The organism is Bradyrhizobium rifense, from assembly GCF_008123425.1.
GTDB classification, from domain to species: Bacteria; Pseudomonadota; Alphaproteobacteria; order Rhizobiales; family Xanthobacteraceae; genus Bradyrhizobium; species Bradyrhizobium rifense.
In genome coordinates this window covers 119947-138578 of sequence record NZ_VSSS01000032.1, presented here as the reverse complement: position 1 = coordinate 138578, position 18632 = coordinate 119947, and the positions used below count along the sequence as shown (strand labels likewise).

15 protein-coding genes are annotated in these 18632 nt (G+C 59.7%); 11 read left to right on the top strand and 4 right to left on the bottom strand.

Annotated features, from left to right (window positions below; all coding sequences use genetic code 11):
* The first annotated feature begins 200 nt into the window (after positions 1-200).
* From FXB40_RS21645 to FXB40_RS21620, 6 genes are all read left to right on the top strand, one after another.
* On the top strand, positions 201-800 hold the full coding sequence (locus FXB40_RS21645; protein ID WP_148774198.1) for a hypothetical protein: 600 nt from the start codon (positions 201-203) through the stop codon (positions 798-800).
* On the top strand, positions 797-1270 hold the full coding sequence (locus FXB40_RS21640; protein WP_148774197.1) for a hypothetical protein: 474 nt from the start codon (positions 797-799) through the stop codon (positions 1268-1270). Before FXB40_RS21645 ends, FXB40_RS21640 begins: the two co-directional genes overlap by 4 nt.
* Positions 1267-1653 (top strand): hypothetical protein, encoded by a 387-nt coding sequence (locus FXB40_RS21635; protein ID WP_148774196.1) that lies wholly within the window; start codon positions 1267-1269, stop codon positions 1651-1653. Before FXB40_RS21640 ends, FXB40_RS21635 begins: the two co-directional genes overlap by 4 nt.
* A gap of 98 nt (positions 1654-1751) precedes the next feature.
* Positions 1752-4247 carry a DUF3631 domain-containing protein gene (locus tag FXB40_RS21630; RefSeq protein ID WP_187437042.1) on the top strand — a complete coding sequence of 832 codons (2496 nt, stop codon included), beginning with the start codon at positions 1752-1754 and terminating at the stop codon, positions 4245-4247.
* Between the two features lie 50 nt (positions 4248-4297).
* Positions 4298-5368 carry a hypothetical protein gene (locus FXB40_RS21625; protein ID WP_148774194.1) on the top strand — a complete coding sequence of 357 codons (1071 nt, stop codon included), beginning with the start codon at positions 4298-4300 and terminating at the stop codon, positions 5366-5368.
* Positions 5369-5775: 407 nt separating this feature from the next.
* A complete protein-coding gene (locus tag FXB40_RS21620; RefSeq protein ID WP_148774193.1) occupies positions 5776-7035 on the top strand; it encodes a pentapeptide repeat-containing protein in 1260 nt (419 codons plus the stop codon).
* A 481-nt stretch (positions 7036-7516) separates the two neighbouring features.
* Here the strand turns inward: FXB40_RS21620 and FXB40_RS21615 are convergent, their stop codons facing one another.
* Entirely contained in the window at positions 7517-9184 is a 1668-nt protein-coding gene (locus tag FXB40_RS21615; RefSeq protein WP_246207825.1) for an arylsulfatase, read from the bottom strand.
* Between the two features lie 242 nt (positions 9185-9426).
* Between FXB40_RS21615 and FXB40_RS21610 the strand changes: the two genes are divergently transcribed.
* The 3 genes from FXB40_RS21610 to FXB40_RS21600 all read left to right on the top strand — a co-directional run bounded on the left by FXB40_RS21610 (position 9427) and on the right by FXB40_RS21600 (position 11692).
* Positions 9427-9963, top strand: coding sequence for a hypothetical protein (locus FXB40_RS21610; RefSeq protein ID WP_148774191.1), 537 nt, complete (start codon positions 9427-9429; stop codon positions 9961-9963).
* A 234-nt stretch (positions 9964-10197) separates the two neighbouring features.
* Positions 10198-11088, top strand: coding sequence for an HAD family hydrolase (locus FXB40_RS21605; RefSeq protein ID WP_148774190.1), 891 nt, complete (start codon positions 10198-10200; stop codon positions 11086-11088).
* Positions 11069-11692 (top strand): hypothetical protein, encoded by a 624-nt coding sequence (locus FXB40_RS21600; protein ID WP_148774189.1) that lies wholly within the window; start codon positions 11069-11071, stop codon positions 11690-11692. Before FXB40_RS21605 ends, FXB40_RS21600 begins: the two co-directional genes overlap by 20 nt.
* Before the next feature lie 228 nt (positions 11693-11920).
* Here FXB40_RS21600 and FXB40_RS21595 read toward each other — a convergent pair whose 3' ends face one another.
* A complete protein-coding gene (locus tag FXB40_RS21595) occupies positions 11921-12721 on the bottom strand; it encodes a hypothetical protein (protein WP_148774188.1) in 801 nt (266 codons plus the stop codon).
* 163 nt (positions 12722-12884) lie between these two features.
* Between FXB40_RS21595 and FXB40_RS21590 the strand changes: the two genes are divergently transcribed.
* Complete coding sequence (locus FXB40_RS21590) at positions 12885-14060, top strand: hypothetical protein (protein WP_246207796.1); 1176 nt, start codon at positions 12885-12887, stop codon at positions 14058-14060.
* A gap of 272 nt (positions 14061-14332) precedes the next feature.
* Positions 14333-15772, top strand: a complete 1440-nt coding sequence (locus tag FXB40_RS21585) for a hypothetical protein (protein WP_148774187.1) — start codon at positions 14333-14335, stop codon at positions 15770-15772.
* Between the two features lie 146 nt (positions 15773-15918).
* Here the strand turns inward: FXB40_RS21585 and FXB40_RS21580 are convergent, their stop codons facing one another.
* Both FXB40_RS21580 and FXB40_RS21575 read right to left on the bottom strand, forming a co-directional pair.
* A complete protein-coding gene (locus FXB40_RS21580) occupies positions 15919-16926 on the bottom strand; it encodes a glycosyltransferase family 4 protein (protein ID WP_148774186.1) in 1008 nt (335 codons plus the stop codon).
* A 23-nt stretch (positions 16927-16949) separates the two neighbouring features.
* Positions 16950-18551 carry an alpha-amylase family glycosyl hydrolase gene (locus FXB40_RS21575; RefSeq protein WP_148774185.1) on the bottom strand — a complete coding sequence of 534 codons (1602 nt, stop codon included), beginning with the start codon at positions 18549-18551 and terminating at the stop codon, positions 16950-16952.
* Positions 18552-18632 lie beyond the last annotated feature (81 nt).

The window sequence follows — 18632 nt, the reverse complement described above, 5'->3', positions numbered from 1 at the left end:
AAAAGGGCGGCCCCTGGCAGGGCCACCCTTTTCAAATTTTTGTTTCCATCGCCGCCAAGCAATGGAGTTCATGCATGCTCTATAGGCAACAGGCCGCCCCGCCGCAAGTGCGACATCGGTCTCGCGAAGTCGCCTGCGGCGCAGGAGGGGAGATCATAACCCGCCCTCTCCAAGGTGTTCACACCGCAGCGGATCCGTTAGTGCCGGCCGCCGCCGACCTCCTTGCGACAGACAAGCGGCCCCGGTTGTCACACGTCTGGCGCCGCGAGGCCTCCGACCATTACGTCGAGCCGCGGTGGGTGTCGACGCGACTGTTCGAGGTCGAAGACTTCGACCGCAGCCACGTCCTGCTCGATCCCTGCACGGGCTTCGGCCGTATCGCCGACGCCGCCAAGGGAGCCGGCTACGTTGTTATTGCCGCCGACATTGCCGATCGTGGGTATCCCGGCTGCCATCTCGAAGATTTTCTCGACCGCAAATCGATGCCGCCGACCGTCGTGGGGAATCCACCGTTTGGCGCTGTCGAAGCTTTCGCCCGTCATGCGCTCAACCTCGGCGCAATTAGGGTCGCGCTGATATTTCCGGTCGCTCGCTTGAACGCCGCCAGATGGCTGAAGGCGCTGCCGCTGCGCAGGGTCTGGCTGCTGACGCCACGGCCATCGATGCCGCCTGGGCACGTCATCGTGCGTGGGGAAAAGCCCGGCGGCGGCAAGGTCGACTTCGCTTGGCTAGTTTTCGAGCGCGGCTACGTCGGCAGCGCCGAGCTTGCCTGGCTGCATCGCGACAGGGCCGCGCCATGAGCCTCCGCGCCGATATCGCACGCTTCCGCCGGTCGTCTGGCGATTTGATCGTTGATTTGTTTGAGGCCGGAACTCCACTGCACGGCTGTCCAAATGTGGGTTTGAAACAGCGCACGTTAGCCTATTACGAGGCCGGCAGCTATTCGCCGACTTCCTCGCATCAGTGCTTCGTCTGCCAGTGGCACTTCCGGTCGCGAGCGCGGCTTGCCGGTGCATTTTTGATCGCCGTCCCGGCCGCAGATCCCCGCCCCTCAAGCGCCGCCATCGGTGCCGTCTGCGATGCGTGCTGGGGCTCGAAATCCCTACCTGAAATCGAGATCGCGGCCACGAGCCTTCTGCGCCGTGTCTGTCCTGATGGACGGTTCACCCCACTACCGAACCCGCGAGCGATGCTGCCCGCGCCCGCGTGTTCGGATTTCTTCGAGCGGGCAGAGACAAGACAAGCATCAAGAGAGGAGAACGCAAGATGACGATCGATATGCGCACATACAGTAACGGCGAGACCTTCATCACCCCTGCCGACGTCCGGGAGGGACCGCTGCTGGAGACGATCGCGGACGCCCGCGAGGGTAAGTACGACAAGCCCAATCTCCACTTCGAGAGTGGCGATGTTTTGAGTTTGAACGCGACCAACCGGAAGATCTTGATGCGGGCCTACGGCCCCACCAGCAAGACCTGGATCGGAAAGCAGATCGAGCTGGTCCTTGGCGAGGTCACGTTCCAGAACAAGCAACAAGAAGCGGTTATCGTCAGGCCGGCCTCCCCGTCGCTCACCGCGGACGAGATAGCGGCCGCGACCGCCGCGGCGCCGATGCCGCCGCGCGACGACATGGACGAACACATCCCCTTCTAGATTTCTGCAGGACAGCGGATCGGGAGCTTTGTGGCTCCCGGCCGCATCGCGCTGAAATCGATCTGCTCTTCAGCAAGTTGTCGCCAATGACCGCTAGCTTGCCCACCATTCATAAGATTGCCGAACTGCTCGGCGGCGAGGTGAGCGGCAATCAGGTTAGTGCGCCTGGGCCCGGCCACAGCGCTGACGATCTATCTCTGAGCGTATTGCTTGATGCGAACGCGCCCGAAGGTTTCGTGATCCACTCTTTCGCCGATGACGATGCGATCGCGTGTCGTGATTACGTCCGCGACAGGCTGGGACTGCCGCCGTTCGAGGCGACGAAGAAGAAAGCCAACGGCAAGTGGTCGCCGCCACTCGCGGAATTCGTGTACCGCAACGAGCGCGGCGAGCCTTATCTGCTCGTCCGAAAACACCTCGACGGCGACGGCAGGAAGCAATTCCCGCAGTTTCATTGGAATGGTACGCAGTGGCTGAAGGACAAGCCGGTGGGGCCGAAGATCCCATATCGGCTTCCCGAGCTGCTCGCGGCGCCCACGGCCGTGGTCTATTTCTGCGAGGGTGAGAAGGACGCTGACGCGCTTGCCAATCAGGCGTGTCTTGTCGCGACCACGATGAGCGAAGGCGCCAGCGCGAAATGGGCCCGCGAACTGACCCCATACTTCAAGGACCGGCGCGTCGTCATTCTTCCTGACGCCGATGCACCCGGCCGCAAGCACGGGCAGAAGGTTGCGAAGGGGCTTTATGACGTCGCGGCGTCGATCAAGATCGTCGATCTCTATCCCGATCGCAGCGACGGTCACGACGTCAGCGACTGGCTCAAGCACGATGCCGTCGCGGCGAAGCTGTTCAAGGCTGTCGAGGCAGCGCCGGAATGGCAGCTTGAGGCGGCCTCCGAACCGAGCGCGACCGCCACCGCCGAAGACGCGGCGCTGCTCGCCGAGCTCGCGGCACTGCCGCCATTCGACTACGCGAAGCGGCGCAAACGCGCAGCGACCAAGCTCGGCATTAGTGTGAGCGACCTCGATCGCTTCGTCGCGGAGCAGCGCGCGGAGATGGCGATCGAAGGAATGGAGATGCTCTACGACCACTGGCAGGTCTTACCATGGGACGAGGCCGTCGAGGGCAAGCTCTTGTTCCGCGCGCTGTCAGAATGCATCCGCCGCTACGTGATCCTGACGGAGCCCCAGGCCACCACCGTGGCCTTGTGGGTGGTCTATTCGTGGCTCCACGAGCACGAGCGGTTTGCCACCCACAGCCCGGTCCTGCTGGTGCGCTCGGCAGAGAAGGATTCAGGCAAGACTACATTGCTCGGCATCATTACTTTCCTGACGCGCCGGGCGCTCAACAGTGTCGAGATCAGCGGGGCCGCGCTATTCCGCTCGATTGCCAAATGGGCGCCGACCTTCGTGATTGACGAGGGCGACGACGTCCTGGTCGACAACGGCGACCTGCGCAGCGTCGTCAATTCCGGATGGACTCGCGGTCAGACCGTCATTCGCTGCCATCACGACACCCACGAGCCGGAAAGCTTCTCGACCTTCGCCCCCAAGGTGCTCGGGATGAAGGGCGATAAGCTGCCCGATACGACGCTGAGCCGGGCCCTCGCGATCGACATGAAGCCGAAGCTGGCAGGAGAATGGATTGCCGACTTCGACCACCTGGACAACGAGACCTTTGCCCGGTTGCGGCGGCAGATCCTGCGTTGGGCCGCGGACAACGCCGAGGCGCTGGCTTCACGGCAGCCCGAGATCCCGCAAGACTTCCATAACCGCCGGCGGGCGAATTGGCGCCCGCTGCTGGCGATCGCCGAGCAGATGGAGATGAAGCAGGCCGGCTGGGACGCGGCGCTCGCGATCGAGCAGCGGCAGATCACCGCCGATCCGTCGACGGGGATCCAGCTTCTCACGGCGATCCGCTTCATCTTCGACGAGATGGTGGCCGGCCGGCTGGTCCTAGGACAGGCTGACAAGGACCGGCTCATGACGGTTCGCCTGATCCAGGAGTTGATCGACATTCCGGAAAGCCCTTGGGCCACCTATGGCAAGAACGAGAAGCCGATTACCGCCGCCCAGGTCACCAAGCTTCTCAAGCCATATGGCATCAAGTCGGGGAGCGTCCGGATTCCGAAGGAGGGCGAAACGACGCCCAAGGGTTACTTGCGAGCTTGGTTCGAGGATGCGTTCAAGCGTTATCTCCCGCCCGCGACCGAGGCGGAAACAAGGTCGGATTTTTCCGCGGCTCAAAGTCGGGGCGGATTACCCGACACACCCGACACAACATTGATAACAAAGGACTTTTCGTCAAAATCGAACCCGACACAAGCCCCCTTTGTGGCGGGTCCAAACTCAAGCCAACCCGTTGAATACATTGATCGTGTCGGGTGTGTCGGGTTTGAGGGCCGATTTTCGGGGACAGGAAGAAAAGAGCGATCCCCGTCCACCGAAGACAACCAGCCCGACGATATCCCAACCGACCGAACCTGCGTCCAGTGCAGGGGCGAGATCGACGGCACGGAGCGACTGGTCGCGGTCAGCGGCCGGGCGGTCTGGCTGCACGCGGTCTGCGAACGCTTCTGGCTGAAGCAGCCATGAGACCGCGTCGGGACGGTCTCCCGGCCTACTGCGCCCCTGAGAGGCATAACATGTCAGAAACTTTCGAACCCGCCCCCGCCTTCGGCTTCGCGCCGCAATCCGTCAGCTATTACGCGCCGCCGGACTCGGCCACCTATCTTCCGGAAGGCCCGCCCGCCGACCGTTACCGCGCATTGGTGCAACGGGCGGAAGATTTGCACCGATTAATCCCCGAAAGCGATGTGAGGCGCCAGGTAGGTGCCGATCGGCTTACAGTAGAAGCGAGGTTGAAACGACTGACCGGCCATAGATCGACCGGAGGGTTTGAGCTACCGGACGACTCACCGCAGGTCATTCCCGTGCGCCAGGAACTGGCAGACCTCACGGCAGAGCAGGCGCGGCTGGTTGCGCTCGACGCCACCCGGTCGAAAGCATGGCACGCCGCCGGCACGCTGCGCTCAAATGTTAAAGCGTGGCTCGCAGACGGCAGGCCGCGCGGCACCGTCATGGAAGCGATCAAGGTCCCGGTCCCGAAGTTGCTGAAAGGCGAAACGATCACGGCCGCAATTGATCGGCTGGGTCAGCAGGCGAAAGAGCTACGCCAGAGGCTTGTAGAAATCGAACATGCGCCGCAACCAAGCGCACAGGCCCGTGCCAGGCTAAAGGAACAATTCGCCGCTCTCGCACACCGCGGCGAGATTAGCGTCGATCAGTTGCTCCAGCGCGAGGGCGGTAAGATCGACATCCCCGAAGCGCAGGTTACGCTGAAAGTGTACAACGTTGCCGAACCGGCTGCGGTTGCGATCGGTCAGATCCCGGACATTGTCGCAATGCTGGTCTACGCCAACCATGATTCCCTGCTCGCGTTGCAGGATAAGAAGCTTGCCGCCGCGGGTGCGGTTTCGGATGCCCGCGCGCTAACCTTTGAGCAACGGCAGAAGCAGACGGCGCAGACCATGGATGCGCTGTTTGCTGTCGAACTGGATCAGGCAACGCTGACACTTCAGGCGTGGGAGAGCGGGCTTTCCATAGAGCCTAACGCCGACATACTGCCCGCTGCTTGGCTGGCCGTGGCCAACGTCGTGGCGCCGCTCGCCGATACGACGACATCGCCGGGGCAAGCTTACACGGTGCGGCGATGACGATCGCGCCGGCCCGCCGGCGGCTGGCGTGAACGGGCAGACATTGCTTGCTAAGTTACAGTCGCCCTTCCTCAAATCCTGACGGGAAGGCTGGTGAGTGAAGGACCACGCCAGCGCTCGGACTTGCTCTATCGCCGTTCGCTCGTTGTAAGCTGAGTACTTGAGCCACACCCCTGCAACCTTAATAGGGTACCACAAAGACGTTCGATTCCCCCGGTCGTACCGTTCAGTTCATTTGCGCTCAGTAACTGGGCCAGCTACTACTTGGGGTAGTGCCTCTGGCTAGGCCTCAAGCCAATCCGGCGACTGCTCAACATCCTCGTCGGTTCAAGCCGGCCCATTCACACGAGAAAAGAGGCCTCGTTATTTGCGCAGCTACTATTGCCGCGGAAAATCGGAGCACATCAATGTTGGCAATCTTGATCTGGATGTTCTTCGGGATAGTCGTGCTGATCTTAGCCGGCGTCATTTGGTGGTTGGTGCCGATCTTCCTCGTTGACCCCAACATCGTTAGTCCAAAGGACCGAGCTGACACCATAGACAATAGTCGAAAAACCATCGGCCAGGGCTTCGCTGCCATCGCCCTCATCGCGACGTTCGCGTGGACCATGTACAAGGATAGAGAGACGATCGATCTTTCTCGTGACCAATTCAGCACACAGCAGGCGGAGGCTCAGAAGCATTTCGTCAACCAACAATTCATTTCGGCCGCTCAGCTATTGAAGGAATCGTCCGTGAGCACTCGCATCGCTGGGCTATATGCGATCGAACAGATAGCGAGCTCGAACCCGGCAGGATGGTATTCGCAAACGACGGAAGTGAATTCTGAGGGCACTAAGAAAGATTCGGCCAGAGACAATCTGTATCTCACTCCCGCTATTCGTGCCGCGATCGGATTTATAAAGAGCTCCCACGATGACGCAAAAAGCGCATCCACTAGTGAGCCGCCCCCCATCGAACATCCGATCTCCGCTGACACGCAATCGGCGATCGACATTCTGGCCCGCCTGAATCGAGCTGGTAAGGTGCCGGTCGACCTACGTCGATCGTACTTAGTTCGCGCTCAATTTATTGAGAAGCCTACGAAGGCTTTCGTCGACGCACACTTTGATGGTGCCAAGCTCTACGGCGCTAACATGAGTGGCGGCTTAGATCTCACTGGCGCGGCTTTTGGTGGTTCGTATATGGCAGACTGGGAGGCCTACGGAAAAGAGTGGGATTTAGTGAAAGACAATCGGGAATCATACGACAACACTCGCCGCGAACACGTCGTCGACTTTTCTCACAGCACGCTGCGAAAGGCGCTCTTTGAGAATTTGAACATGGGGGGCGCAATTCTTGTCGGAGCTTGTTTGCAGGGTGCCGAGTTCTACAGCGTAGATCTCTCGCGAGCATCCCTGCAGGGCGCAAATATGGGTGGAACGGATGACTGTGTCGGCAAGGACAAAGCTCATTTCAATAAATCGACGCTTATCGACGCTGATTTCTCAGGGGTTGACGTGGGAGGCGTAAATTTTGATTGCACGATCTTGTCGGGCGCGCAGTTCGGGACGGCTCTTAACGTCGATAAAGCCAGCTTTGAGAATGCTTGCACTGACGGGAAAACGACTTTTCCGGCCTCGTTTACGAATACATTTCCTAGCTGCACTCCGAGACCCTGTGGTTGAATCGACGCAGCTTCTCGATGTTGATTGGGATGATCTCGCCCGGCAATTCTTATCAAGATCGTCGAACGAACCTCTTTGGCGGATTTGTCCGGACATCGTAACGGGCCGGTGGCGGTCGTCGTGACGCTGACACGGTCGCGTCGAGGTCGATGCGATGCGGCGCGCGCGCTGGTGGGGAGAGGATGGCGGTCCCTGCGCAATCGGGCGTCCGGGTCCTTCTGAGCGTGTGAGGAACTGGCGGGACCGCGCCACTGCGCCTGTTGAGAATATTCGGAGCGAGAAAATTCTTGGTTGCAGTTGCAGGGAGGCGGCGCGTCACACTCGATGTCCGCTATGCCCGGATAGCGACCAAATTCCGCATCGCAGCGCAATGACGCGATGTGCCGATAGTGGACTTTGTCGACAATCGACTAACTAGCCCAAAGCAGTCACGGGCGCTCAAAATTTGAAGCGCCCGCGCTGATCCACTGATCTTCTCGCCTTATTGACTATGGGCCTGGGAGGCCTTGATCGCCATTTCGACCTTCTCCTTCAGGTCGCCAACATTGAAGCTCGCACCCGCCTGCATTGGCGGATATTCGACAAAGCTGGGTATGTGCTGCGCGATCACCTGCGCGGAGATTTGGAAGCGCCACATCTCGTGCTTGAAGGAATCCCAGTAGGCGACCGAACCTTCGGCGAAGCCATTGTTCGGCCAATTCATGCGCTCGAACGGGTCATGCCGAAGATTGGTCAGTTTTGGCATATTGGGTTGAATGATATTGCCGACCCAGCCTTTCGGCTGTTCAATGAACTGGAATTTGTAGTTGTCGACGCGCAGGGCGCCGAGCTTGGTCTGGGCGAAGTACCACACCTCGTGCCGATTGGAGGGACCTTTGCCGGTGATCATGTCGGTCTGGTCATACCCGTCGAGATGAACCTTGTAGGTCCGGCCACCCATCTCCTTGCCCTTCAGCAACTCCTCCTTGATGTTGGGATTGCCGGCTGCGGCCACCAGGGTCGGAAACCAGTCGAGACCCGAGATAATGCCGTTCGAGACGGAACCGGGTTTCACCCGGCCGGGCCAGCGAATCAGGCAGGGACAGCGGTACGAACCCTCCGTGACCTCACCCTTGCCGCCGGCGAACGGCGTGGTGCCGCCGTCGGGCCAGGTGTAAAGCTCGGCGCCATTGTCGGTGGTGAACACCACGATGGTGTCCTGTTCGAGCCCGTTGTCCTTCAGCCAGGTGAGGACAACGCCGATGTTGTCGTCCATCTGCTTCAGCGCGGCCTCTTCCATCCCGAAACCCGTCTCGGGGTTTTGTATCGCGTCGTACTTGGGCGACAGGTGGGTGTTGACATGCGCCCGCGTGGGATTCATCCACACGAAGAACGGCTTGTTGTCCTTCTTGGCCTTGTCCATGAAGGCAATGGTGGACGCGCTGATGACCTCGTCGAAGGTGGTCATGTTGTATTTGATGCCGTCGATCGGGTGTGGCGGCAGCGGTCCCTCGTCCACGATCTTCTGCTTGCCGACCTTGCCCCAGCGAGGCTCGACCGTCGGGTCGTCGACATCCGTCGCCCAGCTATGGACCATATTGCGCGGGCCAACGGTCGCCTTCCATTCCGGAGGATAGGTGTACCAGAATGGATCCTCCATCGCGTTCAGGTGATAGAGATAGCCGAAATATTCGTCGAAGCCGTGCATGGTCGGCAGGAATTCATTGCGGTCGCCGAGGTGGTTTTTGCCGAACTGGCCGGTGGTATAGCCCATCGACTTCAGCGCGGCGGCAATGGTGGGGGCTTCAGCGGGCATCCCCAGGGGCGAGCCCGCCTGGCCGACGGTGGTCATGCCGGTACGGATCGGCAATTCGCCGGTGATGAAATTGGCCCGGCCGGCGGTGCAGCTTGCTTCGGCGTAATAGTCGGTGAATCGCATTCCCTCCGCCGCCAGCTTGTCGAGGTTCGGCGTTGCGTTCAGCATCAGCCCCTGATGGTAGGAACCGAGATTGTTCCAGCCGATGTCATCGCCCATGATGACGAGAATGTTGGGCCGTTTGCCTGACGGGGGTGCCTGTTGCGCCTGCGCCGATGCCGTCAGCACGGCGCTCGGCAGCAGCGATGCAGCCAATAACGAACTGCTGCTCAATAACAGATCAAGGCGTTTCAGTCCTGCGCTGGTCGGCTCGGTGCTGAGCTCAGGGCTTTTCGGATGCCTATCCTTGCTCACGACGCGTTCCTCCCCTTCTGATGCTTAGGCACAGAAGGGCGGAACGGGACACCTCGTAGTTGATCTAGATCAATGGATGTCATTCGCGACCGGGTCGAGACAACAGACAGCCCGGCCATATCAGCTATGCCGCTGAAAGCGGAAGTGAGCTATCCTGCCGCGAGGCAACAGGAACAAACAAGATGGCTGAGACCGTCCCCATTGATAGCCCGTCCGTCGCCAAGCCTGTCTCTCGACCGCGATCCAGAAATGCAGCGACGGTCGGCGCATCGGCGCTGGCGCGGCATCTCGATTGCAGCAGGACCTACATCGGGAAGCTCGAAGCCGACGGCGTGATCCAGCGGCAAGGTGACGGTTTCCCGCTCGACCAGAGCCGCGTTGCCTACCTGCGATACTTGCGGCGTGAGCGGCAGCAATCGCCGCGCACGCAGGCCGACGCCGACTACGTCAAGGTCAAGACTGAGATGTTGCAGACGCGGTTGATGCAAAAGCGGCACGAGCTGGTACTCCAAAGCGATGTCGACGAACTGACCGACCAGTTGTGCGGCGTGGTGCTGACGCATTTGTCCGGCATGGCGGCGCGCTGTGCGCCGCGTGGCGACCTTGCGACCCGGCGCAATATCGAGCGCGTCGTGTTCGAGGTGCGCACCGAGATGGCCAAGGTATGCCAGGAAATGGCCGACAAGGCCGGCGAGCCGCCGCTAAGTGAGCAGGGCTGACTACGGCAAAGCGGACATCCGCCGATCACTCTGAATCTTTCGCCGCTACGTGGTCCGCCCCTGCGCCCGGCCTCGATCTCGCTCCGAACCGAGCTGTTACGGCTCACCGGCGACTTCCCTCGCTATGACTCCCTAGGGCAAGCTTATGCTGGTAAAGGTAAAAGCCGAATCGGGCCGGGTTTGGGAGTTCTTCCCGTGCGGGCCGCTTAAAATTGTTGAAAACGGGACAGACTGATGAACGTAGCCCGCAAACGCGTCGTTATTACCGACCTAGATAACACGCTGTTCGACTGGGTTGACCTATGGCACGCTTGCTTCACCGCGATGATGGCCAAGGTCGTCGAGATTAGCGGAATCAGTTTCGATGATCTGAAGCCGGAAATTCGGAAGGTTCATCAGCGGCACGGCACCTCAGAGTACTCGTTTCTGCTGGAAGAACTCCCATCGCTGTCCGCCAAGTTATCCGGCAAGAATTCGTCGGAGGTGTTCGAGACGGCCATCGAAGCATATCGTCATCAGCGACGGCAGAAGCTGATGCTTTATCCAAAGGTCGCGGAGACATTGCTCAAGATCAAAGGATCGGGTGCGGCAATCGTTGGCTATACTGAATCCATGGGCTTTTATTCGAACTATAGAGTGCGGCGTCTGGGACTCGACGGCGTTTTCGATTTTATGTTCTCACCGGCGGATCACGATATCCCGGACTCGATCTCGCGCGAGGAACTTCGAAAGTACCCCGCGTCCCATTATGAATTTCGCTACACCCAAGCAAGGCACACGCCAAAGAATTCATTTAAGCCAGACGGCCGCGTGTTGAGCCAGATTGTCGAGACGTTGAAAGTAGACAAGTCTGAATGCGTTTACGTGGGGGACAGCCCGACTAAAGATGTGGCCATGGCACAAGACGTCGGCATCTCAGATGTCTACGCCAAGTACGGCAGGGCGCAGCACACAGAAGCCTACGAACTCTTGCGTGAAGTTACGCACTGGAGCGACGCCGACGTGGAAAGAGAAAAAAAGATTGGTGAACGGGAGGTGCAACCGAGCACAGTTCTTGATACCGATTTTGGACAAATGCTCGACCATTTTCGCTACGGGGATTGGAATGGACAACGACGAGCGTAAAAACATTATCGAGATTTGGAAAGCCGTCGTTGGGGTACAGCAGCACTTCAACGAAATCGAAATGAAGGTTCGTGGCTTATTCATCACGATAGTTGTTGCGATAGCAGCGGCTCAGGGCTTCCTGATCGAGAAAAAACTGTCTGTTTCGATTGGGCGCTGTACGATTCTGTATGCGAATGTCATGCCGTGGTTGGGAATATTGGCCACCTACCTATTCTATTTCGTTGATCGACACTGGTATCACCGTCTTCTTATGGGTTCGATTTTGCACGGCGGCTCTATCGAACAGAAGTATGCTAATGAGATTCCAGAGTTGGCCTTGGGTGCCAAGATAAGCGAACAAAGCCCCGTAGAGCTGAAGAACTGGCTGGCGCGGAAGGTCGCTGACCTAGTCGTGTCGGACGAACGATGGGTCAAACAGAAGAGATTGCACTCCGACGCGAAGATTGAGTTCTTTTACAAATCAATCGCGCTTTTGTTTTTCTGTTGGTTCGTTGCCACTGTTCTGTTTGCCGGTGTGCTCGTAGACCAACAGACACTGTTCGAAAAGCTATTGAAATTGCACCCCCCAGCCAGTTCAGCCGTGACGTCCGCCACGCCTTAGCTGGTGGTAATCACGCGTTAAAAAGCGCAATGACTTCAATAGGACTTTTTCGTTACCACCTAAATGCTAAACGATTGAACTATCGGAGAAATGCAGTATCTGCCGGGCCCACCAGTAGTTTTCGGATGTTTCGCGAGCTCTTTTCTTACCTAAGAGGATCTTTGGAGGACCGGAGTTCCTTGGGCCCCCTCGGCACAATCATTCGGGGCATAGCCTACTCGTACCTCGTCACCCGCACACATAACCGAGCGCGCCGACGACCGGATAGGTAATGTGTTTCTGCCTGTAGCGCGTGAATTCATGCTCCGCCAGCACTTGCTGAAGGAACATCTCGATTAAAGTATCGACGTAGGAAGAGTCGGCATGCTCCCTAGAGAGGGGGCTATCAAGCAGCAACCGCAACTTCACTCTGACTGCAACCAAACGGCGCGATAGGAGGCGGGCCTCGCTGTTCATTCCGGGCAGCAAGATCAAGCGCATCGCCTGATAGTACGTCGAGTAGTACTTACGCGCCGCGCTCCGCAAATTGAGACGGTCGAACAGATAAGCCGTCAGTAGGACGGTCGTGTCGAGAGCGTCGACAATCTCGCCAACATAAAAATTGGTGTAAGACGCATGGACGTAATCATCGAAGTAGATGTCATAGGACACGCTGGCCGAATTTGTTACGTATGACAACTGATTGGCGATCGCAATGATCGCCCCAGTATCGTCAGCGAGGAACGCATCGTAGATAGCCTTCTTAATCCTATAAGTGTTTGCCTCCTCCTCCGGCACAAGACCCTCCGGCTGACGAAAGGGATACCGCCCCAGCAAGTCGTTCTTGACATCGATTAGTGGGTTCAAATCTGCTGATGAATAGACATAGAACGTCTTAGCCTTGAAGTGAACGGGATTGACCTTCGCTCTAAAGGCTTCGGACAGGAAATGGAGCGACAGACCTAATCCCACGACCGTCGTTAGCCGTTTAAAGCCTTCGGAATTACGGTCACCGTAACACATAAGCTGCCATTGAAGACGAAGGCACATTTTTTTACTCGATCCTGACCGGCTTTCTTCCCGATGTCCTAAAGTCTATCTTGGCTGAAAAGACGCGAGAGGCAGCGAAATGCTACCGGCACCAATCACTTATTGCTTCTACCGTTGTCGCGGGCTCTGCCTTCACACTTGGGTCGTCGCGACTTTCGTAATCATGATGGCCTCCGCTCCACTGCAGGCTTCAACAACACCAAAAACGTCAGCGTGCGGATACCTCGCTGGTCTAATTGATAAGGCACCGCCATCAGGGCCGTTGTTTCTGCCCAGCTATCCGACCGTCGAATCGGGGCCTCTGCATGGCGCCGCCTACCTCTATGACAATGCGGTAGCCGCCATCGCATTGGTCGGTTGCGGTGAGCGAGACAAAGCGTATCGGATTGGCTCGGCGTTTCTCTTGGCCATCGATAACGACCGCACCTGGCATGATGGTCGGCTCCGCAACGCTTACGCTACGGGTGTGGTCGCGAATGGCCTCGTCAAACTTCCAGGGTGGTGGGACAATACGCAGAACAAATGGTTAGAGGATCGATATCAGGTGGGCAGCGATAACGGTAACATGGCGTGGGCCGTGCTGGCGTTGCTGTCGATGGATGATGGGAACGCCGGCTCTCGGTTCCGCGATGGTGCAGCACGGCTTGGCGCCTGGGTCGCGCAATGGGCCGATACGCGCGGCACTGGCGGTTTCACGGGCGGTACGTTTGGGCACGAACCGAAGCCGGAAGTGCGGACGTGGAAATCGACTGAACATAATACTGACCTCGCCGCCGCGTTTGGCCTTCTTGCGATCCGTACAGGCGATTCGCGCTGGGGCGATAAGGCAACGGTTGCGGAGCACTTCGTAAATTCGATGTGGGATCCGGCATGCGCCTGTTTCGCCGCAGGGACCGCCGAAGACGGCATCACGCACAATCCGATTTTGGCTCTGGATGCTCAGATCTGGCCTTTAACAGCGCTTCACGGAGCGGCCGGGAAATTTGCATCGGCAATGACGACCGCCGAACAGCGAATGAGTGTCGGCGGGGGCTTTTCTTACGGTGAAGACCGGGACGGTGTGTGGACCGAAGGGACGGGCCAAATGGCTCTCTTGATGAAATTGCTCGGCAGGACTGGGAGGGCAGAGTCGTTGATCGCTGTCATCGAATCCCAGAGGTCGCCCGATGGTGGTTTCTATGCCACGACTGTCCGCGAGTTACCGACTGGGTTCGTGTTGGACACCGACCCGACCAAGCCGCGACTCTATTTCCGATTGTCACATCTTGGCGCAGCTTCGTGGGCTGCCCTCGCGGAACGTGGCTTCAATCCCTTTACGATGACAAAAGGACTTCCGTAGTCGAGCCGCGGTACTTCTCGCAATCAAGCGCCGCGTCGGAGCGGTTTGCCGCCGGCGAAGCAAATCTGACTCAGTTCCTGAATGCGATGCGGAAGCAGCGCTGTCACACAGCGCGTCACGTTCCCCTAACGAACGTGTGACCTGACGCCAGTAAGCCACCTCACATCCAAAAAGCCCGAGCGTCGGCTAAATCGGTGAACGTATTCTTCTGTCTATCAACCACTCTCGTCGGAGGGGGAAGAATGCTTGGACGAAATTATTCTGGTGAGCCCATGAGCATCGATCGCGTAGCCAACCGCAATGACTTTTCGACCATCTCCAACGCTGGACGCGCTGGATCAAGAGTCACGAAAGGGCTGATTTTCTCCGGGTGTCTGGTGGTCAACTTCATCTCGATGACCGGCGTCGCATCGGCTCATGTGAAGTGGTTCGTGCCATGCGTCGTCTCCGACGATCCGCTGCCCGTTCGGGCGGTATTGACGACGACGTTCTTTCTGTTCCTGGCGCTGTTCCTTGCGCTGTTCTATCTCGCTTGCGCGGCCGAGCAGACCAGGTTCGGCGCCATGGTCTCGAAATTTCTGGATCAATTGACCGAGCCTCTGCGCCATCGCGTCGAGGACCTTTTGCGTGCGGCCGCTGCGGTGTTCTTTGCTTTGCTGTGGGCTCATGGAGGGCTCATTCTCACCCCGGAACTCGAAGCAAACAGTGTCTGGCTCTCGGCCATTCAGTTGCTGATCCCGCTTTTCTTGGGCGCGCGTGCCACGCTCCCGGCAGCAGGGGCCGGCATCGTGCTGCTCTATGTCTATGGTGCCGCCAGCTATGGCCTGTTCCACATGCTGGACTACCCGGTCTTTCCAGGACTCGGGGTCTGGTTCGCGCTGTCCTTGTCGCGCAATGCGAAGCTGCTTGCTTTTCGATCTGATTTCCTGCGCTGGACTGTCGCCCTGTCCCTGTTATGGCCGGCGATGGAAAAATTTGTGTACCCGGCCTGGGTCGCGCCGATCGCGGTCGCTCATCCAGAGCTGACCCTGGGCTTCGATGTCTCGACTGTCGTGACCGCCGCAGGGGTCGTGGAATTCGGCCTGGCCTTCGCGCTGTTCTGGACACCGCTGGTCCGGCGTCTCGCCGCCCTCGCGCTGGTGCTGGTGCTGACCGCCGCAACTCTCGATTTTGGCAAGGTGGACGGCATAGGTCATTTGATGATTATCGCCATACTTTTCGCGGTGTTCGCCGATCGGGACGACAGGCCTGCCCGGTATCGTCCCGCGCTCGCACCGCTTGTCGGCAGCATGGCTTTGCCGGCCACACTCCTTCTCTATACCGGCGCTCACACGCTCTCCTACACATCCTTGACCACCCCGATCGAGCCGCTCGCGGGCGGCACGGCATTGCTGCTCCTCGTCGTCTTCCTTTGCCAGCGCCGGGTCGCGGAAGGTCCGGGCAACATACGCCACGAGAGCGGGCGGGACCTCGTGCGCCAAGTCCCGCTCCAAGTCCCGCGCCAGCTCTCGCTCCGCGCAAGCATTTTGGCGGCGTCCTCGGCCGCTGCGCCCGAAGTCGCGGCCGGCGGTGTCGCTCTGACGGCTGTCGTGTTGATCGCGTTCCTGGGCCTGCGCGGCCATGAGCTGCAAGTTCCGCCCTCGGCCGCAAGCGCACCAGCTCGGCAGCAGCACTCAGACATGAGTCCCCCTGGAGTGATCCGGACGACCTAGCCGAGGTTCTGAAGTCTGGCGAGGGACTACGGGGGATTACGGCCGGAGATTACGGCGACAGGGCTGGACTGCACCCCTGAAGTGAGACACGATAATTACAGTGACAGTGCGGTTGCCATCACCGTAGACTTATTGCCCGTCGCCTCTCACCCCAGGATCTCCCGGTACAAGCCCAAATATCGATCCGCCATGCGGTCGACCGTGAAGCGCGCGGAGACCGCGGCACGGCAAGCCGCGCGGTCGATCTGGTCGATGCGGGCGATCGCATCGACCGCCGCGTCGAGACTGTCGACCAGAAACCCGGTCACGCCGTCATCGATCAGCTCCGGCATCGATCCCCGGTTGCAGGCAATGACGGGCGTTCCGCACGCCAGCGCTTCGACCACCGACAGGCCGAACGGCTCATCGAAATTGATGAGGTGGAGCAGCGCGCGCGCGGACCCGAGCGTTTTCGCGCGCGCCGCGCCACCGACCGGGCCGAGATAGACCACGGACCGGTCGTCGAGCGCGGGGGCGATCCTCTCATTGTGGTACTCCTGGTCCTGGACGATGCCGGCCATGATCAATTTCCGTCCCGAACGACGTGCCGCCATGATCGCCTCGGCGGCCCCCTTGTCCGGATGAATGCGGCCGAAGAACAGCAGGTCTTCGCCGCCATGCGGATCAAATGGAAAATCCGCCAGCGGGATACCGTGGTGGATCGTTGCGGCATAGCGCAGGTCTGGATGACGATTGGCCTCGCTGATGGCGACATAGTGGACGCGATCCTGGTATCGCCTGTAGGCAGGCAGAATGCGTTCCGACGAGAACCCGTGGATCGTCGTCACGATCGGGGTCCCGACCAGCCGCGAGAAAGCGTGCGGGACGAAATCGGCCTGGTTGTGAATCAGGTCGAACGCGCCGGCCTGTTCGAAGACATGGGCGACGTGGAGCATCTCCCACACTTTCGCGTCGATCGCGGGATCTTCGGAATAGGGCGCCGGGCAGACCCCATCCAGACGGGCTGACGTCCTGCTATCCAGCGTGGCAAACAGGGTGACGTCAACGCCGCGCGCCGCCAGCGCCTCCGTCAGGAGACTCGTGACCTGTTCCCAGGGCCCGTAATGGCGCGGCGGTGTCCGCCAGGAGATCGGCGCCAGCATGGCAATGCGCAAACGACGATTCCTTCTGCTTTGTACTATCCAGCCGCGAGCACGACGGCTTCATGCGACCGTAGCAGGAGAGCGCCGTGTTCGGCCAGCGCCGTATCCTCGTGCGTGGACAGGAGCAGCCGGCTCCCGCGCGCCCAATCCGGCAATTGCAGACGATGCGGCCGTCCCCCGAGGTTCAGCGCCACGACCAGCCGCTCCGACTCGTGCCGGCGCTCGTAGACCAGGATCTCGTCTTCGATATTCACCAAAGCGAAGTCGCCGATCGACAAGGCCGGACAATCGCGCCTGAGCGCAAGCAGGCGACGATAAAGTGTCAGGATGGATCGAGGATCTTCCGTCATCCGCGCCACGTTGCGCGTCCGCCAGTCGGCATGGAGCGGCAACCACGGCCTGGCCGCGCTGAAACCCGCATTGTCGCTGCCATCCCACGGCATCGGCGTGCGCACGGGATCCCGGCCCAACGCCAAGCCGGGCTCGCGCAACTCGCGCGGGTCCCTCACTTGCGAGGGTTCGATCATGACATCGCTCAAACCCAGCTCGTCGCCGTAATAGAGTGTGGGCGTGCCGCGCAGCGTCAGCAGCAAGACGGAAGCGACGCGAGCCTGAGCCTGACCAAGCCGGGTGGCAACGCGCGGCCGGTCGTGGTTGCCGAGCACCCAGTTTGGCCAGCCGGCGACCGGAAGTGCGGCCTCATAGAAGGTAATTGCCGCAGCAAGCGTGCGCGCGTCCCACGGCATGTCGATGAGCTGGAAATTGAAGGGCAGATGCACGCCCGGGCGTTCCCGGCCGTAATAGTGCATCAGACGGTCGACCGGCAGGTAGATCTCGCCGATCAGAACCCGCTCGCCCAGTCCTCTGGCGCCGTAGCTGTCGGCGATGTCGCGCATCGCGGCGGCGATGCCGTGCACCTCGGGCTGGTCTGTCGAATGGCGTTGCAGCAGGCGGTGCATTTCGCCCATGCCTAGCCGATAGTCCGGGTTGGGTGGATTGTCCGGGAAGTCCGCCGCCTTCAGCATGTGCCACAGCACATCGATCCGGAAGCCATCGACGCCGCGGTCGAACCAGAACCGCATCACATCGAACATCGCCGCCTGCACATCCGGATGACGCCAGTTGAGGTCCGGCTGCTCCTTCAGAAAGGCGTGGTAGTAATATTGCCCGGTGATCTCGTCCCATTGCCAGGCCGAGCCGCCGAAATCGCTGATCCAGTTGTTGGGCGGTCCGCCGTCTGCGGCGGCATCGCGCCAGATGTACCAGTCTCTTTTTTGATTGTCCTTCGCAGCGCGGCTCTCGACGAACCATGGATGCTGGTCGGAGGTGTGGTTGGGCACGAAGTCGAGCAGGATCTTCAGCCCCCGCCGATGCGCCTGCATCAGCAAATCGTCAAAATCCGCCAGATTGCCGAAGCATGGATCGATGTCGCAATAATCGGCAACGTCATAGCCGAAATCGACCATCGGCGACGGGTAAATCGGCGAGATCCAGATCGCTTCGACCCCAAGGCCGACAAGATAGTCGAGCCGCTGCGCGATCCCCTTGAGGTCGCCGATCCCGTCGTCGTTGCTGTCCTGAAAGGAGCGCGGGTAGATCTGATAGATCACGCATGTCTGCCACCAGAGCGCGGTCATGCGAGCCGAGCCCATGAAACCGAGCTTGGCGTGTGCGCCGATTGCCGTTTACTGATCACACGGTGTCGTCAAAAACTAGTC